The sequence below is a fragment of the Brevundimonas aurifodinae genome, assembly GCF_040195595.1.
GTDB classification, from domain to species: domain Bacteria; phylum Pseudomonadota; class Alphaproteobacteria; order Caulobacterales; family Caulobacteraceae; genus Brevundimonas; species Brevundimonas aurifodinae.
Genome location: NZ_JBEGDD010000005.1, coordinates 167,162 through 181,613, shown reverse-complemented (window position 1 = coordinate 181,613; position 14,452 = coordinate 167,162). Strand labels below are relative to the sequence as shown.

Below are 14,452 nucleotides of genomic sequence, written 5' to 3'. Positions count from 1 at the left end.
CGACCGTCTCCACGCTCCTTCGCGCCACTGTGCGAATTGCCACCACGCGGCTCACCGCGGCCTGGGAGAGGATGCGCCGACCGGGAAGAGCGGGTTGGCGGTCGTGGGGAACGGGGCGTTCGTGTCGCTGGAAGACGTATCGTCGGGTCTGTCAGCGGCGACGTTGGTCGATCCCAACTGTACGAAGATTCCCGATTCCAGCGGCGGTGGAGGGCGCGGTGGAGAGGCTGGAAGGGCTGTACTCGGGTCGGCCGACTGGACGCGAGGGGCGAGCCTGGCGAGGTAGCGGGTCGTTTCTCCAGGCAGAGGGCGGCCGCCGTAAATGTGCTGCTCCCAACGCCCAGGGCCGGCATTGTAAGCCGCCAGAAACCCCGGCGAACCGTAGCGGTCGAACATCTCACGCAGATAGGCCGTGCCCGCCAATATGTTGTCGCGAACGTCGAATGGATCGCTCCCGAGGCCGTGCCGGATGCGCAACTCGGCGTAGGTGTCGGGCATGACCTGCATCAATCCCATCGCGCCGGCGTGGGACACCGCATCGACGTTGCCCGCGCTCTCGACGCGCATCACGGCGCGGATCCACGGCTCCGGCACGGCGAACCGGATGGACGCTTCGGAGATCGCCGCAGCGATGGGATCGGCCGCTCTTTCGGGCGCTGGCGCGGGCCGTGAACTTGCCCGTCCGTGCGCGGGGCTAATTGAGCCGACCAGCAGCGCAACTGCGACGGCGGCGACGATTTCAGAGCGGATGCTCCGCGCCGAAGATGGCCGGAACGAGGAAGGAAAAGCGCTCATCGGCGCACCTCCGGAATCCAGATCGGGTGCGCCTCGCCGATGACGGCGGAGCTCGGAAGCGGACCGAAATAGCGTCCATCCATCGACGCCGGTTGATTGCGATTGAGCAGGAACACCTCGCCGGCGCGCAGCGTCCAGCATCCCGTCCAGCGCGGTAACGGGCGGCCCTGGCGGTCGCGCTCTCGAGCCTCGGCCACGGGGAAGCCGTCGATGCTCACGCGAGCGCCAGTGCGGCAGACAGTCTGACCAGGGAGAGCTTCAATCCGCTTCAAGAGCGGCACTCCCGCGCCGACGTATCCGCGCTGCGCGAGATGGGTGGCGAGGGGCGTGGGCGGCTCGACGAGGACGAGCGCCGACCGTTCCAGAGCTTTGATCGGCCCAACGGCGTAGAGACCGATCGGCACGCTGGCGGAGGCGTTCCAGACCAGTCGCGTCGGCAGGTCCACGAACATCGAGATCGCCACCAGACTGGTCACAATCTGGGCGGTGACGAGCGTCTTCCAGGCGAACGGTCGGTCTTCGGTCATTCGCTTGTTCCTTGTCGGAGCAGCCAGGCGCGATGACGCTCGAGGCTGTAAGCCCGAGGCGTCTCGCCGGCGGAAAGGCGGTTGGCGATGTGCCGCCAATGGTCGGGGCAGGCCTCAACAGGATCGATGTCGAGCGTCTCGACCTGATCGATCGCCTGAAGCACGCGCTCGACGCGCGCCCAGCCGTTGAGGCGGAGGTAGACTTCGCCGCCCGGGCTCACGCCCGGCACCGTCGTGAGCGGTTCGCCAGCGCGCACGGCGCGCATGATGTCGATCCGGGAAACCGCTGTGCCGTAGTCGTTTGCCGCCCAGCGGACGAAGGCGAAGACCGCGCCGGGCGCGAACCAGAGGGCCCGGCGTCGGCGGTCGAGGATCTCCTCGGTCGCGGCACGGCCGAAGCGAATCCAGCGTTCGATCCGTCCTTCATCATGCAAGAGTTCGACGCGCGTGAGGTCGGTCACGGGGTTCCTCCCCCGTCCTCCGGAAACTCTCGTTCCAGCAGCGCCCGGATCGCATCCGCGACGGTCTGACCGCGCTGAAACGCGCTGATCTTGATCCGCGCGCGCAGCGCCGGCGTGACGTCGATGGTCAGGCGCGCGGTGTAGGCCGGCGTGATCACGGGCCTGTCGGCCGCGCTGACCCAGGCGTCCGGCTGAGTCGGGCGCGCGGCGAACCCCCGCCTGGGACCCGTACCGCTCATGCCAACACCTGGTCGATCTCATCGACGACAGCGGCGATCTCGTCGGCTGCGCGGGCGCCCGCCGCGACCTCGCTGACCAGTCGGCCCGATCGGGCTGTGTCGGCGAAAGCGACGCGTTGGCCGACCCGCGCGTCGAGAGCGGCGGGATCGTGGTCCTTGAGTAGATCGGCCGTCTCCCGCGCGATCACCGTGCCCATCGCGCAGCGGTTCAGCAGGAGCCGGGCGCGCAGCTCGGGGCGGAAGACGCGCGCCTCCTGAAGAAGCCTCAGCATCTCTGCCGAGGCCCAGCCATCGAACGGCGAGGGCGTCGCGGGGATAAGGATCAGGTCGGCCGCCAGTAGGGCCGAACGGGCGATTCCCGCCACGCGGGGCGGCCCGTCGATGACCAGATGGTCGTAGCCGCCCGCGACGTCGGGAAGCTCGTGGTGGAGCGTTTCGCGCGCCAGACCGAGGACGCCGAACAGCCGCGGCAGCCCCTCCCGAGTGCGTTGTTCCGCCCAATCCAGGGCGGAAGCCTGCGGGTCCGCGTCGATGACCGCGACCCGCTTCCCCTTCCCGGCCCAGGCTCCGGCGAGATGCAACGCGAGGGTCGTCTTGCCGACCCCGCCCTTTTGATTGAGGAGGGCGACGATCATGATCGCACCCGCGGCCCGGCGGCAACGGCCGGTAATGGGCCCCCAGCCTCTAAGAAGTTAGAGTCTGAGTTAGACTCTAAGTTAAGAGCCGGGATTCCGCTGACGCTGTCGAGACTTAAGGCCTGTTCGGGTTCCTGATAGCACGAGGCTCGGGTTCCTGATGGCACGATAGGCGGGGTTCCTGATAGCACGACCGCGTCCACAGCCTGTCCACCGAGTGCGGGCTCGAACGCCAGGAGGGTGCGACCGCGCGATTCGACCTCGATGAACAGTACGTAGCCGGGGAGCGGCTGGCGGCGGATGATGTCGCGCAGTTCGAAGGCGAAGCGCTTGAAGGGCGAGAGCGCGCCAGACTTCAGGTAGAGGTGCTGGAAGTCGAACCGCCAACCAGCGCGCTGGCGTCCGCCGTGTTTGCGGACCAGGCGGTAGAGCCACCGCTCCAGCCCGCCCGTGAGATCGAAATAGGCCCGATCGATGGTCAGGACGAGGGCGTCGTCCAGAACGGCGGCGTAGAACCAGTCGGGCACGATCAGTTCGATGCCGAGCGGTCGCCCGTCCCGATCAAGCCGCTCCTTCCATTCGTTGACCCAGGAAAAGCGATGCATCCGCCGCTCGCTCACCTGACGGATCGAGGTGGCGATCGTGGTCGACTGGAGCCGATCCAGAGCGGCCTTGAGCCGTTGGTAATCCCGCAACGAGGTGCCACGGCCGATGAAGGTCAGGATTTCGTAGGGCGTCGCCGCCATCCAGCGCGAGGTCCGCAGATCGTGGTCGCGCGCCTCGACGATCTGGCTGGCTGCCCAAATCAGGATGTCCGCATCCCAGATCGTCGCCATGCCGTGCTCGGCGACGGCCTCGACGCGGATGGTCACGCCGCCGGCCTGAAAATCGATCGGCCGAGTTCGGGGGGTCTTGGCTAGGCTGAAGAACGGGTAGGCCATCAGATCCTGAGCATCACGCGGCGCGAGATCTCCGGGCAGGGCGCGGAACAGGTCCAACTGTTTGCGCGAGATCAGCCCTTCGGAACGCCTAGGTCGGTGTCGGGCGCTCATGGCTCAGCGGCGCGCCTGGCCGGCATAGGCCGGCGAGATCGCGGCGTGGCGTTTGGCGGGGAGCACCTCGTCGCCGGTGTCGTCGCTGGTCGAATTCTTCGAGCCTCGATCGACCCAGGCCTGCAGATCGTCGAGCCGATAGACGACACGACCGCCGAGCTTCGAATAGCGCGGGCCCGTGCCATAGGTCCGGTGCTTTTCCAGGGTGCGGCCCGACAGACCGAGGAAGCGCGCGGCCTCCGGGGTGCGCAGATAGCGGGGCGGCAGGCCGTTGGCGGCGACGGCGGACATGGGCGTACCTTTCGATGCGAGACGGCGGCCGGGTGAGGTCGGCGTCGGTCGAAAAGCAGCCTGGCGAAGGGCGGCGGCGAAGAGGCGGGTCGAAAAGCGGTGGGTCGTCTACGACCCGGCGACGTCTATCCCGGGGATGGGCGCGTCGCTGGTTCTAGGTCTTTGCACGCGACTGGCGGAGCAAAGCCGAAGTCTGTTGGAAAGTGGGGTTCTGCGAGGCGGGGAGATATCAACACCGCTCGGAATACCGAAATATATTTGAATATATTCAAATATATCTGGACGAGCCATTGAGATGAGGATCGTTTTGTGACCTCTGTCCTCACGCTCGAGTTTTGCCGATGCCTGATCGAAAGAAGGCTCCAACGGGTCTTTCAAGGCGCTCGGTGTTAAGCGGATCGGCAGCGTTGCCGATCGTGGGTTGCGCGACGGGCCCGGCGCGTCCGGGCGTGGCGGCTCAATGCGCCGTCTGGCTGGCCATCGACGCGACGATTGAAGCTCTGACGGGCCGATGGGCCGCGTTGGACGCACGCGCGAGGCGGCGGTCGTCGCGTCGGCCCCTATCGATTGACCCGGAAGCCAACGGACTCGCGCTGGAGATGGCGGAGGTCGACCGTCAGCTCGACCCGCTGTTTGAGATGCGCGATAGCGGCCTTGAGGCGCTCGCCAAACGCCGCGCGGTCGCGCTCGAGGACATCGGCGGAAAGTTGGCCGTCGCGGAGAGGATGTTGGCGGGAGAAGGCGGCGCGATTCACGACATCGTGGCCGAGGCGGCCAGTGTCCTACGGACTGCGGCGTGGGTCCCGCCTTGTGGCAGCGCCCGGCCTAGCTTTCGATAAAGCCCACTGACCGGGGTTTATGCGAACGGGCTTTTCCCAAAGTCCCCTCTCAACGTCTAATGCGACGGCGTCAGAAGGTTTCGATAGCCGCCGGCGATCATCGCCAAGCCATCCCTCACAAGACGCGCGGCTCGGCTCTTGAGATGGTGGTCGTCAAAAGCCTGACCAGCTGGGACGGCGCGGGGACCGAAAAGGGCGACTGCGATCTCCCGTCTTGTCGCGCCGGCGATCTTGGCGTCAGCGGCGCGGAGCGCTTGCGCCAGGCGACGCCTCCGCTGTTTGGTCAGAGCCGCGCGCCGACCGGACGGGCGACCGGACAGGATCCGCCAGAGCGCCTGCACAGCCTCCACGCGGAGCATGAGGTGGTCGTCCAGCGGGAGGATGGCCAAGGGGCGATCATCCGGCGCTGGCAAAGGGGCGATGACGAGGCGGGCGGCGCAAAGCGGGTCGCCCAGCCGGAGATGCCGACCGTCATCGGCGACCTTGTCGAGAATGGGTGGCGGATCGTCCGCGCCCATTGGTGGAGCCCAGCTTTCGGCCGCGAGAAGAGTGACGACGCGGGGATCGTCTCGGGCCCGCCAAACCACCTTAGCCTGGACGGCATTCAGCTGCGGGTCCGCTGCGAAATCGCAACCCCCAATGCCCTGCGGCTTGGTCGGCCTGCTCCGGCGTGGTCTTCAGGCCAGCCCGGAAGTCCCTCTGGTAGGCCGGGTCGCGTCGGAGAAACTCCCAGGCGATATCGGACGGGGACAGGGTCTCGATGAGTTCGTACGGGGCTGGATCGCGCCAGTCTCGTTTGGTCGACATCGGTTACTCCACGCAACAGACAGAACAGGCCCCCACAAGACTTAGGATTGTGGCGCCTGTTTGAATTTCAACCGATGGAGTTTGAGGGGCGGTGTTCGCGAAATCCGATCACTCCGACGTGGCCTGGCGTCGATCCTGTCGAGCGATGGCGCGAACCAGACTAGGTGGACTTGACCCATACGAAGTCGCGGTAGCCCTGGTTGGCCAGCCACCGCGCACGCGCCAGATGACTCTCATGGATGCGGCGCGCTCGGGCTTCATCGTCCGAGGGATCAAGGCCTAGAACGTGGCGGGAGGCGTCGCGCCAGTCCGCGCCGTCCGCGTCCGCATCGAGCAGCCGGAGATAGGTCGAGGCCATGGCCCGGTCATAGTCGGTCAGGCGATCGCCGCCGGGCGGATTATCGAGAACAGACATTGTGTTTGGCCTCCGTCCCATCTGCCGATCCGGTCCATTGCAAGCATCGGCAGTCGGCCCGCCGTTCGACGCCGAAGACACTACGCCGTCCCGGTGGAATTGGCTTTATTGTCGCAGCCCGGCAGGTGGTGTCTTGTTGCGCGTATTATAATGCGTAGCACCACAATACGCGAATGGTGTCCATCGTCGGGATGGACATCCGCGCGATCTTTGGGGGGAATCTGCGCCGGTTCCGCAAGGCCGCCGGCCTCAGCCAAGACGCTCTCGCCGTTCGCATGGGTGTTGATCGCGCCCATGTCTCGAGCATGGAGCGCGGGCTTCAGAATGTAACCCTTCTGACGATCTGGGCGGCCAGCGAAGCCTTGGCGATCCAACCCGCGCGATTGCTTGAGTAGGGTGAAAGCCGGAGTTCCGCAAAGCCGGAGGTCCGTGAATCCGCGACGTCGCAACCCCGTAAAGCCTGAGAGCCTCCGAGCCAGAGAGAACGCCCCGCCCGATCGCGGGCGGGGCGTCTCAGGCGTCAGTCCGCGCTGCGCTTGCTGGGGCGGGACCAGATCAGGCTGTAGCCCTCGCCGTCTTCGTCATCGAACAGGTTGGCGAAGATGGGGGCGTTGAAGCTGGGATCGTCGAGCTTGAGGCCCAGATAGTCGCGGCCCTCGTTGGATCGCTTGCTCCAGGCGGCGCCGATCTCGGCTCGACCCACCATGACACGGTGGGAAGGGGCGTTCTCGTTGGCGCGGGTTTCGACCGGGGTGATGCGCACGCCCTTTTGCTGGACGCTGAGGGTGACGATTTCGCCGGTGTAGTCGTTGCCGGACTTCTTGAAGGTGCCGATGGTGGCCATGATAGTCTCCTGTTGGTCTGTCTCGAACCCGCGCCCATCGCGGCCTCGATGGCGATCGCAAGACCGGGGACGATCGACGACGCAGCCGAAGGCCCGAAGCAGAGCGGCGGACTGAGACGGCGGACTTTCTTGTCGCGCGAGGAATGACCAAGCCGGGACCCTCGCGCCGCTCGCGGCGGGGGGTGGCGAGGTCAGGGGAAGAAAGTCCAAAGGCTCTGTTGCACTCAGGCGATCGAGGCGAAGCCGACCGCGGTCAGATCAAGCCAAGAAGAGGACGGGTTGGGCCGCGGGCTGACAGACACCTCTCAAGGAGGCGTGGCAAACCTCTCGTTCCGCGCCAAGCCCGACAGACGCCAACGCGCACAGCGACTTGCCCGCGCGCCCAAAAGGGCAGGTGCATGGTCGCTCCCCAACCCGGCAACGGCATCCGTCCGGCACGCTTGACGAGTTGGAGAGAAGCGGTGCTGGTTCGCAACCCCACCCAGCCTGAGACGCCTCACTGCGACCGCATCGGGCCCGATGTCGTGCGGATCAAAAGTCGTGATGCCGCGACAAGGCTGATGACGAGACCCGCCGTAAGGCCGAACAGTTGGCGCCAGACCGGCCCCGGGTCGCCTACGCCGGCCAAGCCATAGACAGCGTGATAGCCGGCGATTCCGGCGGGGACGCAGAACGCCAGCACGATGGCGCCGCGAAGCCAGGGCCGATGAACATAGGTCAGCAGGCTCTGACCGAGGACGAGGGTCGCGGCCCCAGTGATCAGGGCGATCAGGAGGGCGCCGAAGGCCCCTGCCCCCGACTGATAGGCTGCCATGCCCACCGTGAAGGCGGCAAAGACCGGCAGGGCATAGACGGCGAGATTGAACAAAAGCCAACACATGAAGCCTAAGCCGGCGAGGCTCAGAAAGGCGGTGACGAACATGGCGTCCTCCCATTCAAAGGGGTTCCAGGACGCGCTTCCACCACCTCCACAGCGCAATGATCGGTAAGATTTTAGCATACCGGCCGCGACCTCGAACATCCATTTCTGGATCTCCGAAGCCGCAGCGTAAGGTGTTCGTTAGATCGCGAACGGATCGTATTCATGGATAACGCTGGCTGTATCGCCGTCGTAGTCGGCGACCGGCATGACGCCGTAGCCAGCGTCGCAGTGGAAGAGAACCACGCAGACCATCAGGGTCGTCGCCAGGTTCCAGGCAAATGCTTGAGCTGTGCTGAGGTTGGACATCGGATCGGCTCCTGTTTGGGAGCGGAGGCCATCTCCGCTCGACAGGCGCCCGAAGTGTTCGGGTGTCGGCCGCGATCACCGCGACGGCTCTGATGTCGGCGCGGCCGCAAGCTTCGCTTGGCGGACCCTTCATGGGTTGATCGTCGAAGGCCGAAACCGAACCAAGGACCGCGCGTGAGAGTGGAGTTGAACATCGCGTTCAGGAGCCCTGACGCCGCAACCCCTCGCTGATCAGGCTTCAGCCCCCTCCGCCTGTGCGCAGGTCAAACAGGGTAATGCCGAGCTTGCGGGCCTTGTCGGCCAGGTTGTCCTGAATGCCGCTGCCGTCGAAGACGATGACGCCGATCGGCAGAACATCGAGGATCTGATCGTTGCGCTTGAAGGGCGCCGCCTTGCCGTGTCGGGTCCAGTCCGGCTTGAAGGCGATCTGGGGCACCTTGCGGGTGTCGGCCCATTTGGCGGCGATCAGCTCGGCGCCCTTGGGCGAGCCCCCATGCAGCAGCACCATGTCGGGGTGTTTGGCGTGGACCTTGTCCAGCGTGGCCCAGATCATCTGGTGATCGTTGCAGTCGGCTCCGCCGGTGAAGGCGACCTTTGGACCGGCGGGCAGCAAGACCTGCCGCTCGGCGCGCTTCCTGGCCGACAGGAAGTCACGCGAATCGATCAGGGCCGAGGTGAGGGCGCGATGGTTGACCATCGACCCGGTGCGGGGTCGCCACGTCTTCCTGACCTGGCGCTCGTAGTGCTCTGCAGCTTGGTCTCGCATCAGTTCGAAGGCGTCGCGACGTTCCACGAAGGATTGGCCTTCGGCGGTGAGACGCTCGAGTTCGACGGATTTGACCTCGCTGCCGTCCTGCTCGCGCTGGGCCCGCCGCTGGGCTTGTTCATTGTCGTCGAGTTCGCCCTCCAAGCGGTCGGTGGCGCGGTGGAAGAGGTTGACCGTCGACCAGAGCAGGTCTTCCAGGTCGGGTTCGAGGCGGGTGTCCTCAAGGCTGCCGACCAAGGCGTCGAAGACATCGGCGATGGCGCCGGCGACGCGGTGGCCGTCCGGGAGCGGTCTCGGGTCGGGCTCGTCGTCGAAGGGGCGGTAGCCGTAAAGCTGTAGTTCCGTCAAAACGTGATCGGTCGATGACGCCGCGTGGCGGGGTTCGAATTCGTCATGCTCACTCATGGTAGGCTCCGTCCGTCTGACCGCGACCCTCGCGGCCTTCTGGCGACGAAAGCCGGCGAACGGCGGGGCCCCGCACCCGCAGCGAAGCCAGGGCCGCAGCGCGAGCGGAGGGGGACGAAGGCCGGCTATTTTGTCTCGCGATGGAAAGCGCGGCTTTGTCCGCGCGCCGGAAAATAGCCGGTCGGAGGCTTTGCGCGGCTCCGCCGGGTGTCGGCCGATCGCCCTCTCGAAGGCCGGGTCGTGGTCCCTTTGGCGGAGGCACCCTTGTGCCGGTGACGCGATGAATCGCACTCGAGGTCTACCGATCTAGGCGGCCGCACCCATGCAACGGGCGACGTCCTGGGGTGCGAGCTGCGTCCGCGTCGAGTATCTGATGCTGTCGAGCCCCTGGTGCCGAAGATCCTCGTTGAAATCACTCAGGCGAGGAGACAGCACGAGTGCCTCGATCCCGACGGCCTGGGCGCGCGCGATGAGGACATCGCGTGCCGCGTCACCTGCCGGATCGTTGTCACGCACGATGTAGAGCCGGCGCAGCGGTTCCGGGAACGCGATGGCGGCGAGGTGGGCGGCCGAGAGCGCTGCGGCCATCGGCAGACCGGGCAAACCCTGTCGGAGTGAGAGGACGGTTTCGATGCCTTCTCCGGCCGCCATGATCTCGTCGATCGCGCCGAAGCGAACCGCATGTCCGAGCAGTTCACCCATCGCGCGCCTGGGCGTCTCGATCGGAGCCTTGCCTCGGCCATCGGGTGACAACCAGGTCCGGTGCGCCCCTGTCTGCTCACCCTTGAGGTCGCTCACTGATGCGATCATTGCCGGCCAAGTCTGCGTCGGCGCGGTCTCGTCAGGGCGGTAGTAGCAACGGGGGTGGAAACGCAGAGAAGCGGTTCCGTGCAAATCCGTAATCCCGCGTCCGTGCAAATACGTTTCCACGGATGTGCCCAGAATCGTTTTCGACATGGCGAACAGTCGCCTCGCGGCCTGTCGCGAACCGGTGGGGGCGCGAGGCCGTTGGCTCTGCGATGACGACTGAGGCCTCGACCGCGGCAGGCTCAGAAACAAGCGCGCTTCGTCAGCGACATCTTTGAAATCAGTCAGTCCGCAGCTCTGGCGAATGACGTCGAGAAGGTCGCCATGCTCGCCCGTGGCGGCGTCGGTCCATTTGCCGATCGCGCCCCCGCCTGGCTCGCCGCCACCCAGCCTGACGTAGAGGGAGCGGCCGGGCGCGTTCTGGACGTCGCCCACCAGCCAGTAGCGGCCCTCGCGCCGACCCTTGGACAGATACTGTCGGCATACCGCCTCAGCCTGATCAGCGAGACGACGCGCCAGCTTGGATGCGGTCTCAGCCATCGTGCGTCCTGAACGAAAAGGGCCCGCCATCGCTGGCGGGCCCGAGGGACGATGGGTCAGTCATCCCATCGCGGTGGAAGGGGGGATGGCCGCGACGGACGGATCATCCGTCGCGGACATTCTATGGACAACGGCCCGTTCGCCGTCGTTCGCCGCCGGGAGCCTAGGCTCCGTTGTGCGCGGGACAGCCGGAGCCGTCCCGCGCGGCGGGGATCACTCGGCGGCGATGGCCGCACCGAACTCCAGCTCGGGATCGACCTCGTCCTCTTCATCGGTCAGGTCGGTGATGTCGGCCTGAACTTCAGGTTCGTCCTCAGATCCCTGAGCGGTCTCTGCGACGTCGTTCGAAGGGTCAGCCAGGGTCTGCACGCCCGAAGTCCGGAGCGGCTCAGGCAGCCAGCCCGACCCGGCCAAGAGGTCCTGAGCCTTTTCCGCCATGTCGGTCTTCTTCAGATGGTCGATGACCTGGGCGGCTCGGTCACCCTTCGCCTCCCTGACCGCGCCGAGGATGCGGGCCTTGGTCACCCGACCGAAGTAGGTCTCCACGGTCGGCACCCAACCCGCCGCCACCATGTCGAGTTCGACGGCCCCCGCCAGACGATCGGCGTGAGCCAGAGCGCGCGGGCGGCGGTTGTAGATCTCGTGGACGGCATTGATGGACAGCGAGACGCAGTGGGCCAAGAGGGCGCTCTGACTGTCGCCGTCAAACTCGGCCAAGGCGTCCCACAGATCCGCAGGCTCCTTCGGCAGGGCCTTGATCCAGGCCTGATGCCGATCCTCCAGCTGACGCGCCAGGACAGTGTCGTTCAAACCGGGCGCCTGGGCCGAAAAGCCCGCGCTCTTCAGATCCAGTTCCAGGCAGGTGTCGATGGCGTAACGGTAGAAGACCTTCAGGGCCAAGGCATGGAGCACGGCGTGGAAAGCCACGTTCGCATCCTGGCCGACGGCATAGCGCAGGGCGAGCGTGCGGTGAGCGGTGAGTTCGGTCATCAGCCGTTCGGGGATGGGTTTGATGCCATCCTCGTCGTCGGGTTCAGGCGATCCCTCAGCGCCATGCACCACATCGGCCTCGCCTTGGTCGGTCCTTGCCGCCACCAATCCCTGGTCGGCGACGGCTTCATCCTCGGCTTCAGGCTCGATCGGCTGTTCGTCCTCGGGCCGGACATAGCCCCGATCGATCCGCAGATTGCCCGAGGCGTCGATGCTGACGAAGGCGCCGGCGCGGCCGATCTCGTCGCTATCGAAGACGGCCGGGCGATCGTCCAGGGCGGCGATGGCCGTTTCGATCTCGCTGAGGCGCTGATCGACCTCTTCCGGGAAGGTCTCGTCGACGGCATAGGCGGCTTCGATGGCGATGAACTCGGCCTGGAGGGCATCCCGGCTGGTTTGTTCCTCCTCGCTCAGAGGCGGCTGATCCCCCCGAAGCTGGCGCAGACCATAGGTGTGGCCATAGGCGAAGTCGGGCGCGACCTCGATCCACTTCCAACCCTCCGCCCGGATGGTCTCGGCCTGGCGTTCCAGTTGTTCGCCAACCAGTCGGTCCAGGAGGCCGACGTCCTGAAGCCAGCCGCCGTCGTCGCCCTGGAACAGATCGCGCAGGATCACGCCACCCGCCTCCTCATAGACGTCGAGCCCGACGAATTGGGCCCGCTTGTCCGACGCCCGCGCCGCGCCCTCGGTCAGCATCCGACGGATCGTATGCGGTTCCTTGGAGTAGGACTGGGCCAGCCGCTCGAACACCTGCTCCTGGCGTTCGGGATCGGCGTTGACGGTGAAGGCCATCAACTGGTCCAGCGTCAAGCCGTCCTCGGCATAGACGTCCAGCAGCTTGGCTGAGACCGAAGCCAGACGCAGCCGTTGCTTCACCACAGCCACCGGGACGAAGAAGGCCGCAGCGATCTCCTCCTCGGACTGGCCCTTCTCGCGCAGGGTCAGGAAGGCCCGGAACTGGTCGAGGGGATGCAAGGGTGCGCGCTGGACGTTCTCGGCCAGACTGTCTTCTTCGGCGATCCCACCATCGCGCACGACGCATGGCACCGGCGCGGTCTTGCACAGGCGCTTCTGCTTGACCAACAGCTCCAGTGCCCGGTAGCGCCGACCGCCGGCCGGGATCTCGAACATCCCGGTTTCGACGCCGTCGGTGTCGCACACCGGGCGAACCGTAATGCTCTGAAGCAGCGTGCGGTGGGCGATGTCCTCAGCCAGCTCCTCGATCGAGACGCCCGCCTTGATCTTGCGGACGTTGGACTGGGACAGGATCAGCTTGTTGAATGGAATGTCCCGCGACGAGGACAGGACGATTTTCTGAACTTGGGTCATGGTCGGTCTCCATCACGGGCGGCCGTGAGACTCTCTCTCGACCCTCAACCCGTCACGAAGCGCAGCCCCGCCCTCTCACTCTGAAAGGGCGACGCCGCGAAGACGTAGATGAGGAGGCGCGCAGAGCCGCCGAACTGGAAAACCGTCGACCCAAAGGTCCGGCACTCCGGCTCGGCGGAAGTCAGGCCGCTGCGCTGTCGAGCAGCTTCTTGGCGCGGCCCTCAAGGTCGAGCCGCGCGTCCTGGTGCGGCTTGTGGCGCGCGACCGCGGTGATGCCCTGGACGAAGTCAAAGACAGACTCGGGCTTGCGACATTCCTCGGCAAGCACCGTCTCGATGATCTTCGCCGTCTCGGCCTTGCCGAACCCGCGCTTGCGCAGAAACTCGGTACGGTCGTCATCGGTCCGGGCGACGATCCGTTGGCGCGCTTGGGCGATGCTGTTGATGAAGGGCCGGGGAGAGGAGTTGGCGAAGCGGGTCAGCGCCGGTGCCGCCTCGTGCGCGAACCGCGAGGCGGCGTGTTTCGAGTGCCGGATGGTGATCTCCTCGAAGTCCTCGACGCCCCAGAGATTGCGGTTTTGGCAGACGGCGCGGAGGTAGAAGCTCGCCATCCCGAGCGTCTTCGCGCCCACCTCCGAGTTCCAGCAGTAGAAGCCCCGGAAGTAGAGATCGGGCGATCCGTCGGGCAGCCGCCCGGCTTCGATCGGGTTTAGATCGTCGACCAGGAAGAGGAATACGTCGCGGTCCGACGCGTAGAGCGTGGTCGTGTCCGGTGTGATGTCGACCAGTGGATTGTAGACGCCGGTCGACCAGTCGAGCACGCCCGGGACCTTCCAGCGCGTATCGCCGGTACCGTTGCCAGCGATCCGCTGTACGGCGGTGACCAACTCATGGTCGTAGATGCGGCCATAGTCGACTCCGGTCACAGCGCGCAGTTCGATCCGGCCGTCGTCGGTCTCGAGCGTCTTCACCTGTTCGGCGCGGTGCGAGGTCAGGCCATACTGGAGATTGATACCGGCGAGCGGTGCCGGAAGCTGGCGGAGATAGGCCGCCGGTGCGCCAACGAGCGCTGCAAGCTGGCCGAAGCTCCAATGGGTGGGCACGACCGGCTGATCGGAACCGGGCAGCACAAGCGCGAGCCGCTCGGCGTTATCGCGGTCGGCTTCGACCCGGACCGCCGCGCTCTCCACGGTGCGTGTCCGACTGCGATCGGCGCGGCCCTTCACCGACGCCATCAGATCGGAGAGCGACAGGTAACGCTCGTCGGCCGGACGGCTGAACCACTCGGACGAAACGCGCCCGATCCGCTGGCCGCGGCCGACATCGACGCGGTAGCCACCCCGGGAATCGGGACGCTCGTCCAGAACTTCAGAATTGGTCATCGGAGGTCTCCTGCGACGGGCTGGCCGGGAGCCTCTCTCTCGACCACGAACCGTCACGGCGACAGCCGCCGCCCTCTCACTCGTCCTTATTCAAAGATCAG

The 14,452-nt window shown here is 66.1% G+C and carries 19 protein-coding genes; 1 reads left to right on the top strand and 18 read right to left on the bottom strand.

Features of this window, described 5'->3' with window-relative positions; all coding sequences use genetic code 11:
• Window positions 1-51: 51 nt before the first annotated feature.
• From ABN401_RS07830 to ABN401_RS07785, 11 genes are all read right to left on the bottom strand, one after another.
• Window positions 52-795 (bottom strand): lytic transglycosylase domain-containing protein, encoded by a 744-nt coding sequence (locus ABN401_RS07830; protein ID WP_349684281.1) that lies wholly within the window; start codon window positions 793-795, stop codon window positions 52-54.
• Window positions 792-1,322, bottom strand: coding sequence for a S26 family signal peptidase (locus ABN401_RS07825; RefSeq protein WP_349684280.1), 531 nt, complete (start codon window positions 1,320-1,322; stop codon window positions 792-794). Before ABN401_RS07825 ends, ABN401_RS07830 begins: the two co-directional genes overlap by 4 nt.
• Window positions 1,319-1,783, bottom strand: coding sequence for a DUF2840 domain-containing protein (locus ABN401_RS07820; RefSeq protein ID WP_349684279.1), 465 nt, complete (start codon window positions 1,781-1,783; stop codon window positions 1,319-1,321). Before ABN401_RS07820 ends, ABN401_RS07825 begins: the two co-directional genes overlap by 4 nt.
• Window positions 1,780-2,022 (bottom strand): hypothetical protein, encoded by a 243-nt coding sequence (locus tag ABN401_RS07815; RefSeq protein ID WP_349684278.1) that lies wholly within the window; start codon window positions 2,020-2,022, stop codon window positions 1,780-1,782. The genes ABN401_RS07820 and ABN401_RS07815 overlap by 4 nt, the downstream gene beginning before the upstream one ends.
• Window positions 2,019-2,657, bottom strand: coding sequence for a ParA family partition ATPase (gene parA, locus ABN401_RS07810; protein ID WP_349684277.1), 639 nt, complete (start codon window positions 2,655-2,657; stop codon window positions 2,019-2,021). The genes ABN401_RS07815 and parA overlap by 4 nt, the downstream gene beginning before the upstream one ends.
• A complete protein-coding gene (locus tag ABN401_RS07805) occupies window positions 2,654-3,655 on the bottom strand; it encodes a replication initiator protein A (RefSeq protein WP_432763530.1) in 1,002 nt (333 codons plus the stop codon). The genes parA and ABN401_RS07805 overlap by 4 nt, the downstream gene beginning before the upstream one ends.
• A gap of 57 nt (window positions 3,656-3,712) precedes the next feature.
• Window positions 3,713-4,000, bottom strand: a complete 288-nt coding sequence (locus ABN401_RS07800) for a helix-turn-helix transcriptional regulator (RefSeq protein WP_349684276.1) — start codon at window positions 3,998-4,000, stop codon at window positions 3,713-3,715.
• Window positions 4,001-4,560: 560 nt separating this feature from the next.
• The gene (locus tag ABN401_RS07795) at window positions 4,561-4,755 is read right to left on the bottom strand and encodes a hypothetical protein (protein WP_349684275.1); all 195 of its coding nucleotides are present in this window, start codon (window positions 4,753-4,755) and stop codon (window positions 4,561-4,563) included.
• A 140-nt stretch (window positions 4,756-4,895) separates the two neighbouring features.
• On the bottom strand, window positions 4,896-5,357 hold the full coding sequence (locus tag ABN401_RS07790; RefSeq protein WP_349684274.1) for a DUF2285 domain-containing protein: 462 nt from the start codon (window positions 5,355-5,357) through the stop codon (window positions 4,896-4,898).
• A gap of 70 nt (window positions 5,358-5,427) precedes the next feature.
• A complete protein-coding gene (locus ABN401_RS16350) occupies window positions 5,428-5,646 on the bottom strand; it encodes a transcriptional regulator domain-containing protein (protein WP_432763529.1) in 219 nt (72 codons plus the stop codon).
• A 160-nt stretch (window positions 5,647-5,806) separates the two neighbouring features.
• Entirely contained in the window at window positions 5,807-6,061 is a 255-nt protein-coding gene (locus ABN401_RS07785) for a DNA -binding domain-containing protein (protein WP_349684273.1), read from the bottom strand.
• A gap of 173 nt (window positions 6,062-6,234) precedes the next feature.
• Between ABN401_RS07785 and ABN401_RS07780 the strand changes: the two genes are divergently transcribed.
• Complete coding sequence (locus ABN401_RS07780) at window positions 6,235-6,456, top strand: helix-turn-helix domain-containing protein (protein ID WP_349684272.1); 222 nt, start codon at window positions 6,235-6,237, stop codon at window positions 6,454-6,456.
• Window positions 6,457-6,581: 125 nt separating this feature from the next.
• On the opposite strand, the gene ABN401_RS07775 is transcribed toward ABN401_RS07780, so the two are convergent.
• The 7 genes from ABN401_RS07775 to ABN401_RS07745 form a co-directional block, all read right to left on the bottom strand.
• On the bottom strand, window positions 6,582-6,905 hold the full coding sequence (locus ABN401_RS07775) for a DUF736 domain-containing protein (RefSeq protein WP_349684271.1): 324 nt from the start codon (window positions 6,903-6,905) through the stop codon (window positions 6,582-6,584).
• A 496-nt stretch (window positions 6,906-7,401) separates the two neighbouring features.
• Window positions 7,402-7,926: a hypothetical protein gene (locus tag ABN401_RS07770; RefSeq protein WP_349684270.1), complete on the bottom strand. Its 525-nt coding sequence runs from the start codon at window positions 7,924-7,926 to the stop codon at window positions 7,402-7,404.
• A 39-nt stretch (window positions 7,927-7,965) separates the two neighbouring features.
• Window positions 7,966-8,133, bottom strand: coding sequence for a hypothetical protein (locus ABN401_RS07765; protein ID WP_349684269.1), 168 nt, complete (start codon window positions 8,131-8,133; stop codon window positions 7,966-7,968).
• Between the two features lie 238 nt (window positions 8,134-8,371).
• Window positions 8,372-9,304, bottom strand: coding sequence for a DUF2493 domain-containing protein (locus ABN401_RS07760; RefSeq protein WP_349684268.1), 933 nt, complete (start codon window positions 9,302-9,304; stop codon window positions 8,372-8,374).
• Window positions 9,305-9,610: 306 nt separating this feature from the next.
• A complete protein-coding gene (locus ABN401_RS07755) occupies window positions 9,611-10,651 on the bottom strand; it encodes a DUF7146 domain-containing protein (RefSeq protein WP_349684267.1) in 1,041 nt (346 codons plus the stop codon).
• Window positions 10,652-10,864: 213 nt separating this feature from the next.
• Window positions 10,865-12,970, bottom strand: a complete 2,106-nt coding sequence (locus tag ABN401_RS07750; RefSeq protein WP_349684266.1) for a ParB/RepB/Spo0J family partition protein — start codon at window positions 12,968-12,970, stop codon at window positions 10,865-10,867.
• 181 nt (window positions 12,971-13,151) lie between these two features.
• Entirely contained in the window at window positions 13,152-14,351 is a 1,200-nt protein-coding gene (locus tag ABN401_RS07745) for a DUF932 domain-containing protein (RefSeq protein WP_349684265.1), read from the bottom strand.
• Between the last annotated feature and the right edge of the window lie 101 nt (window positions 14,352-14,452).

Coding starts and splice junctions, on each gene's coding strand:
- ABN401_RS07830 (WP_349684281.1), bottom strand. CDS start 795: ATGAGCGCTTTTCCTTCCTCGTTCCGGCCATCTTCGGCGCGGAGCATC.
- ABN401_RS07825 (WP_349684280.1), bottom strand. CDS start 1,322: ATGACCGAAGACCGACCGTTCGCCTGGAAGACGCTCGTCACCGCCCAG.
- ABN401_RS07815 (WP_349684278.1), bottom strand. CDS start 2,022: ATGAGCGGTACGGGTCCCAGGCGGGGGTTCGCCGCGCGCCCGACTCAG.
- parA (WP_349684277.1), bottom strand. CDS start 2,657: ATGATCGTCGCCCTCCTCAATCAAAAGGGCGGGGTCGGCAAGACGACC.
- ABN401_RS07800 (WP_349684276.1), bottom strand. CDS start 4,000: ATGTCCGCCGTCGCCGCCAACGGCCTGCCGCCCCGCTATCTGCGCACC.
- ABN401_RS07790 (WP_349684274.1), bottom strand. CDS start 5,357: ATGGGCGCGGACGATCCGCCACCCATTCTCGACAAGGTCGCCGATGAC.
- ABN401_RS16350 (WP_432763529.1), bottom strand. CDS start 5,646: ATGTCGACCAAACGAGACTGGCGCGATCCAGCCCCGTACGAACTCATC.
- ABN401_RS07785 (WP_349684273.1), bottom strand. CDS start 6,061: ATGTCTGTTCTCGATAATCCGCCCGGCGGCGATCGCCTGACCGACTAT.
- ABN401_RS07780 (WP_349684272.1), top strand. CDS start 6,235: ATGGTGTCCATCGTCGGGATGGACATCCGCGCGATCTTTGGGGGGAAT.
- ABN401_RS07775 (WP_349684271.1), bottom strand. CDS start 6,905: ATGGCCACCATCGGCACCTTCAAGAAGTCCGGCAACGACTACACCGGC.
- ABN401_RS07770 (WP_349684270.1), bottom strand. CDS start 7,926: ATGTTCGAGGTCGCGGCCGGTATGCTAAAATCTTACCGATCATTGCGC.
- ABN401_RS07765 (WP_349684269.1), bottom strand. CDS start 8,133: ATGTCCAACCTCAGCACAGCTCAAGCATTTGCCTGGAACCTGGCGACG.
- ABN401_RS07760 (WP_349684268.1), bottom strand. CDS start 9,304: ATGAGTGAGCATGACGAATTCGAACCCCGCCACGCGGCGTCATCGACC.
- ABN401_RS07755 (WP_349684267.1), bottom strand. CDS start 10,651: ATGGCTGAGACCGCATCCAAGCTGGCGCGTCGTCTCGCTGATCAGGCT.
- ABN401_RS07750 (WP_349684266.1), bottom strand. CDS start 12,970: ATGACCCAAGTTCAGAAAATCGTCCTGTCCTCGTCGCGGGACATTCCA.
- ABN401_RS07745 (WP_349684265.1), bottom strand. CDS start 14,351: ATGACCAATTCTGAAGTTCTGGACGAGCGTCCCGATTCCCGGGGTGGC.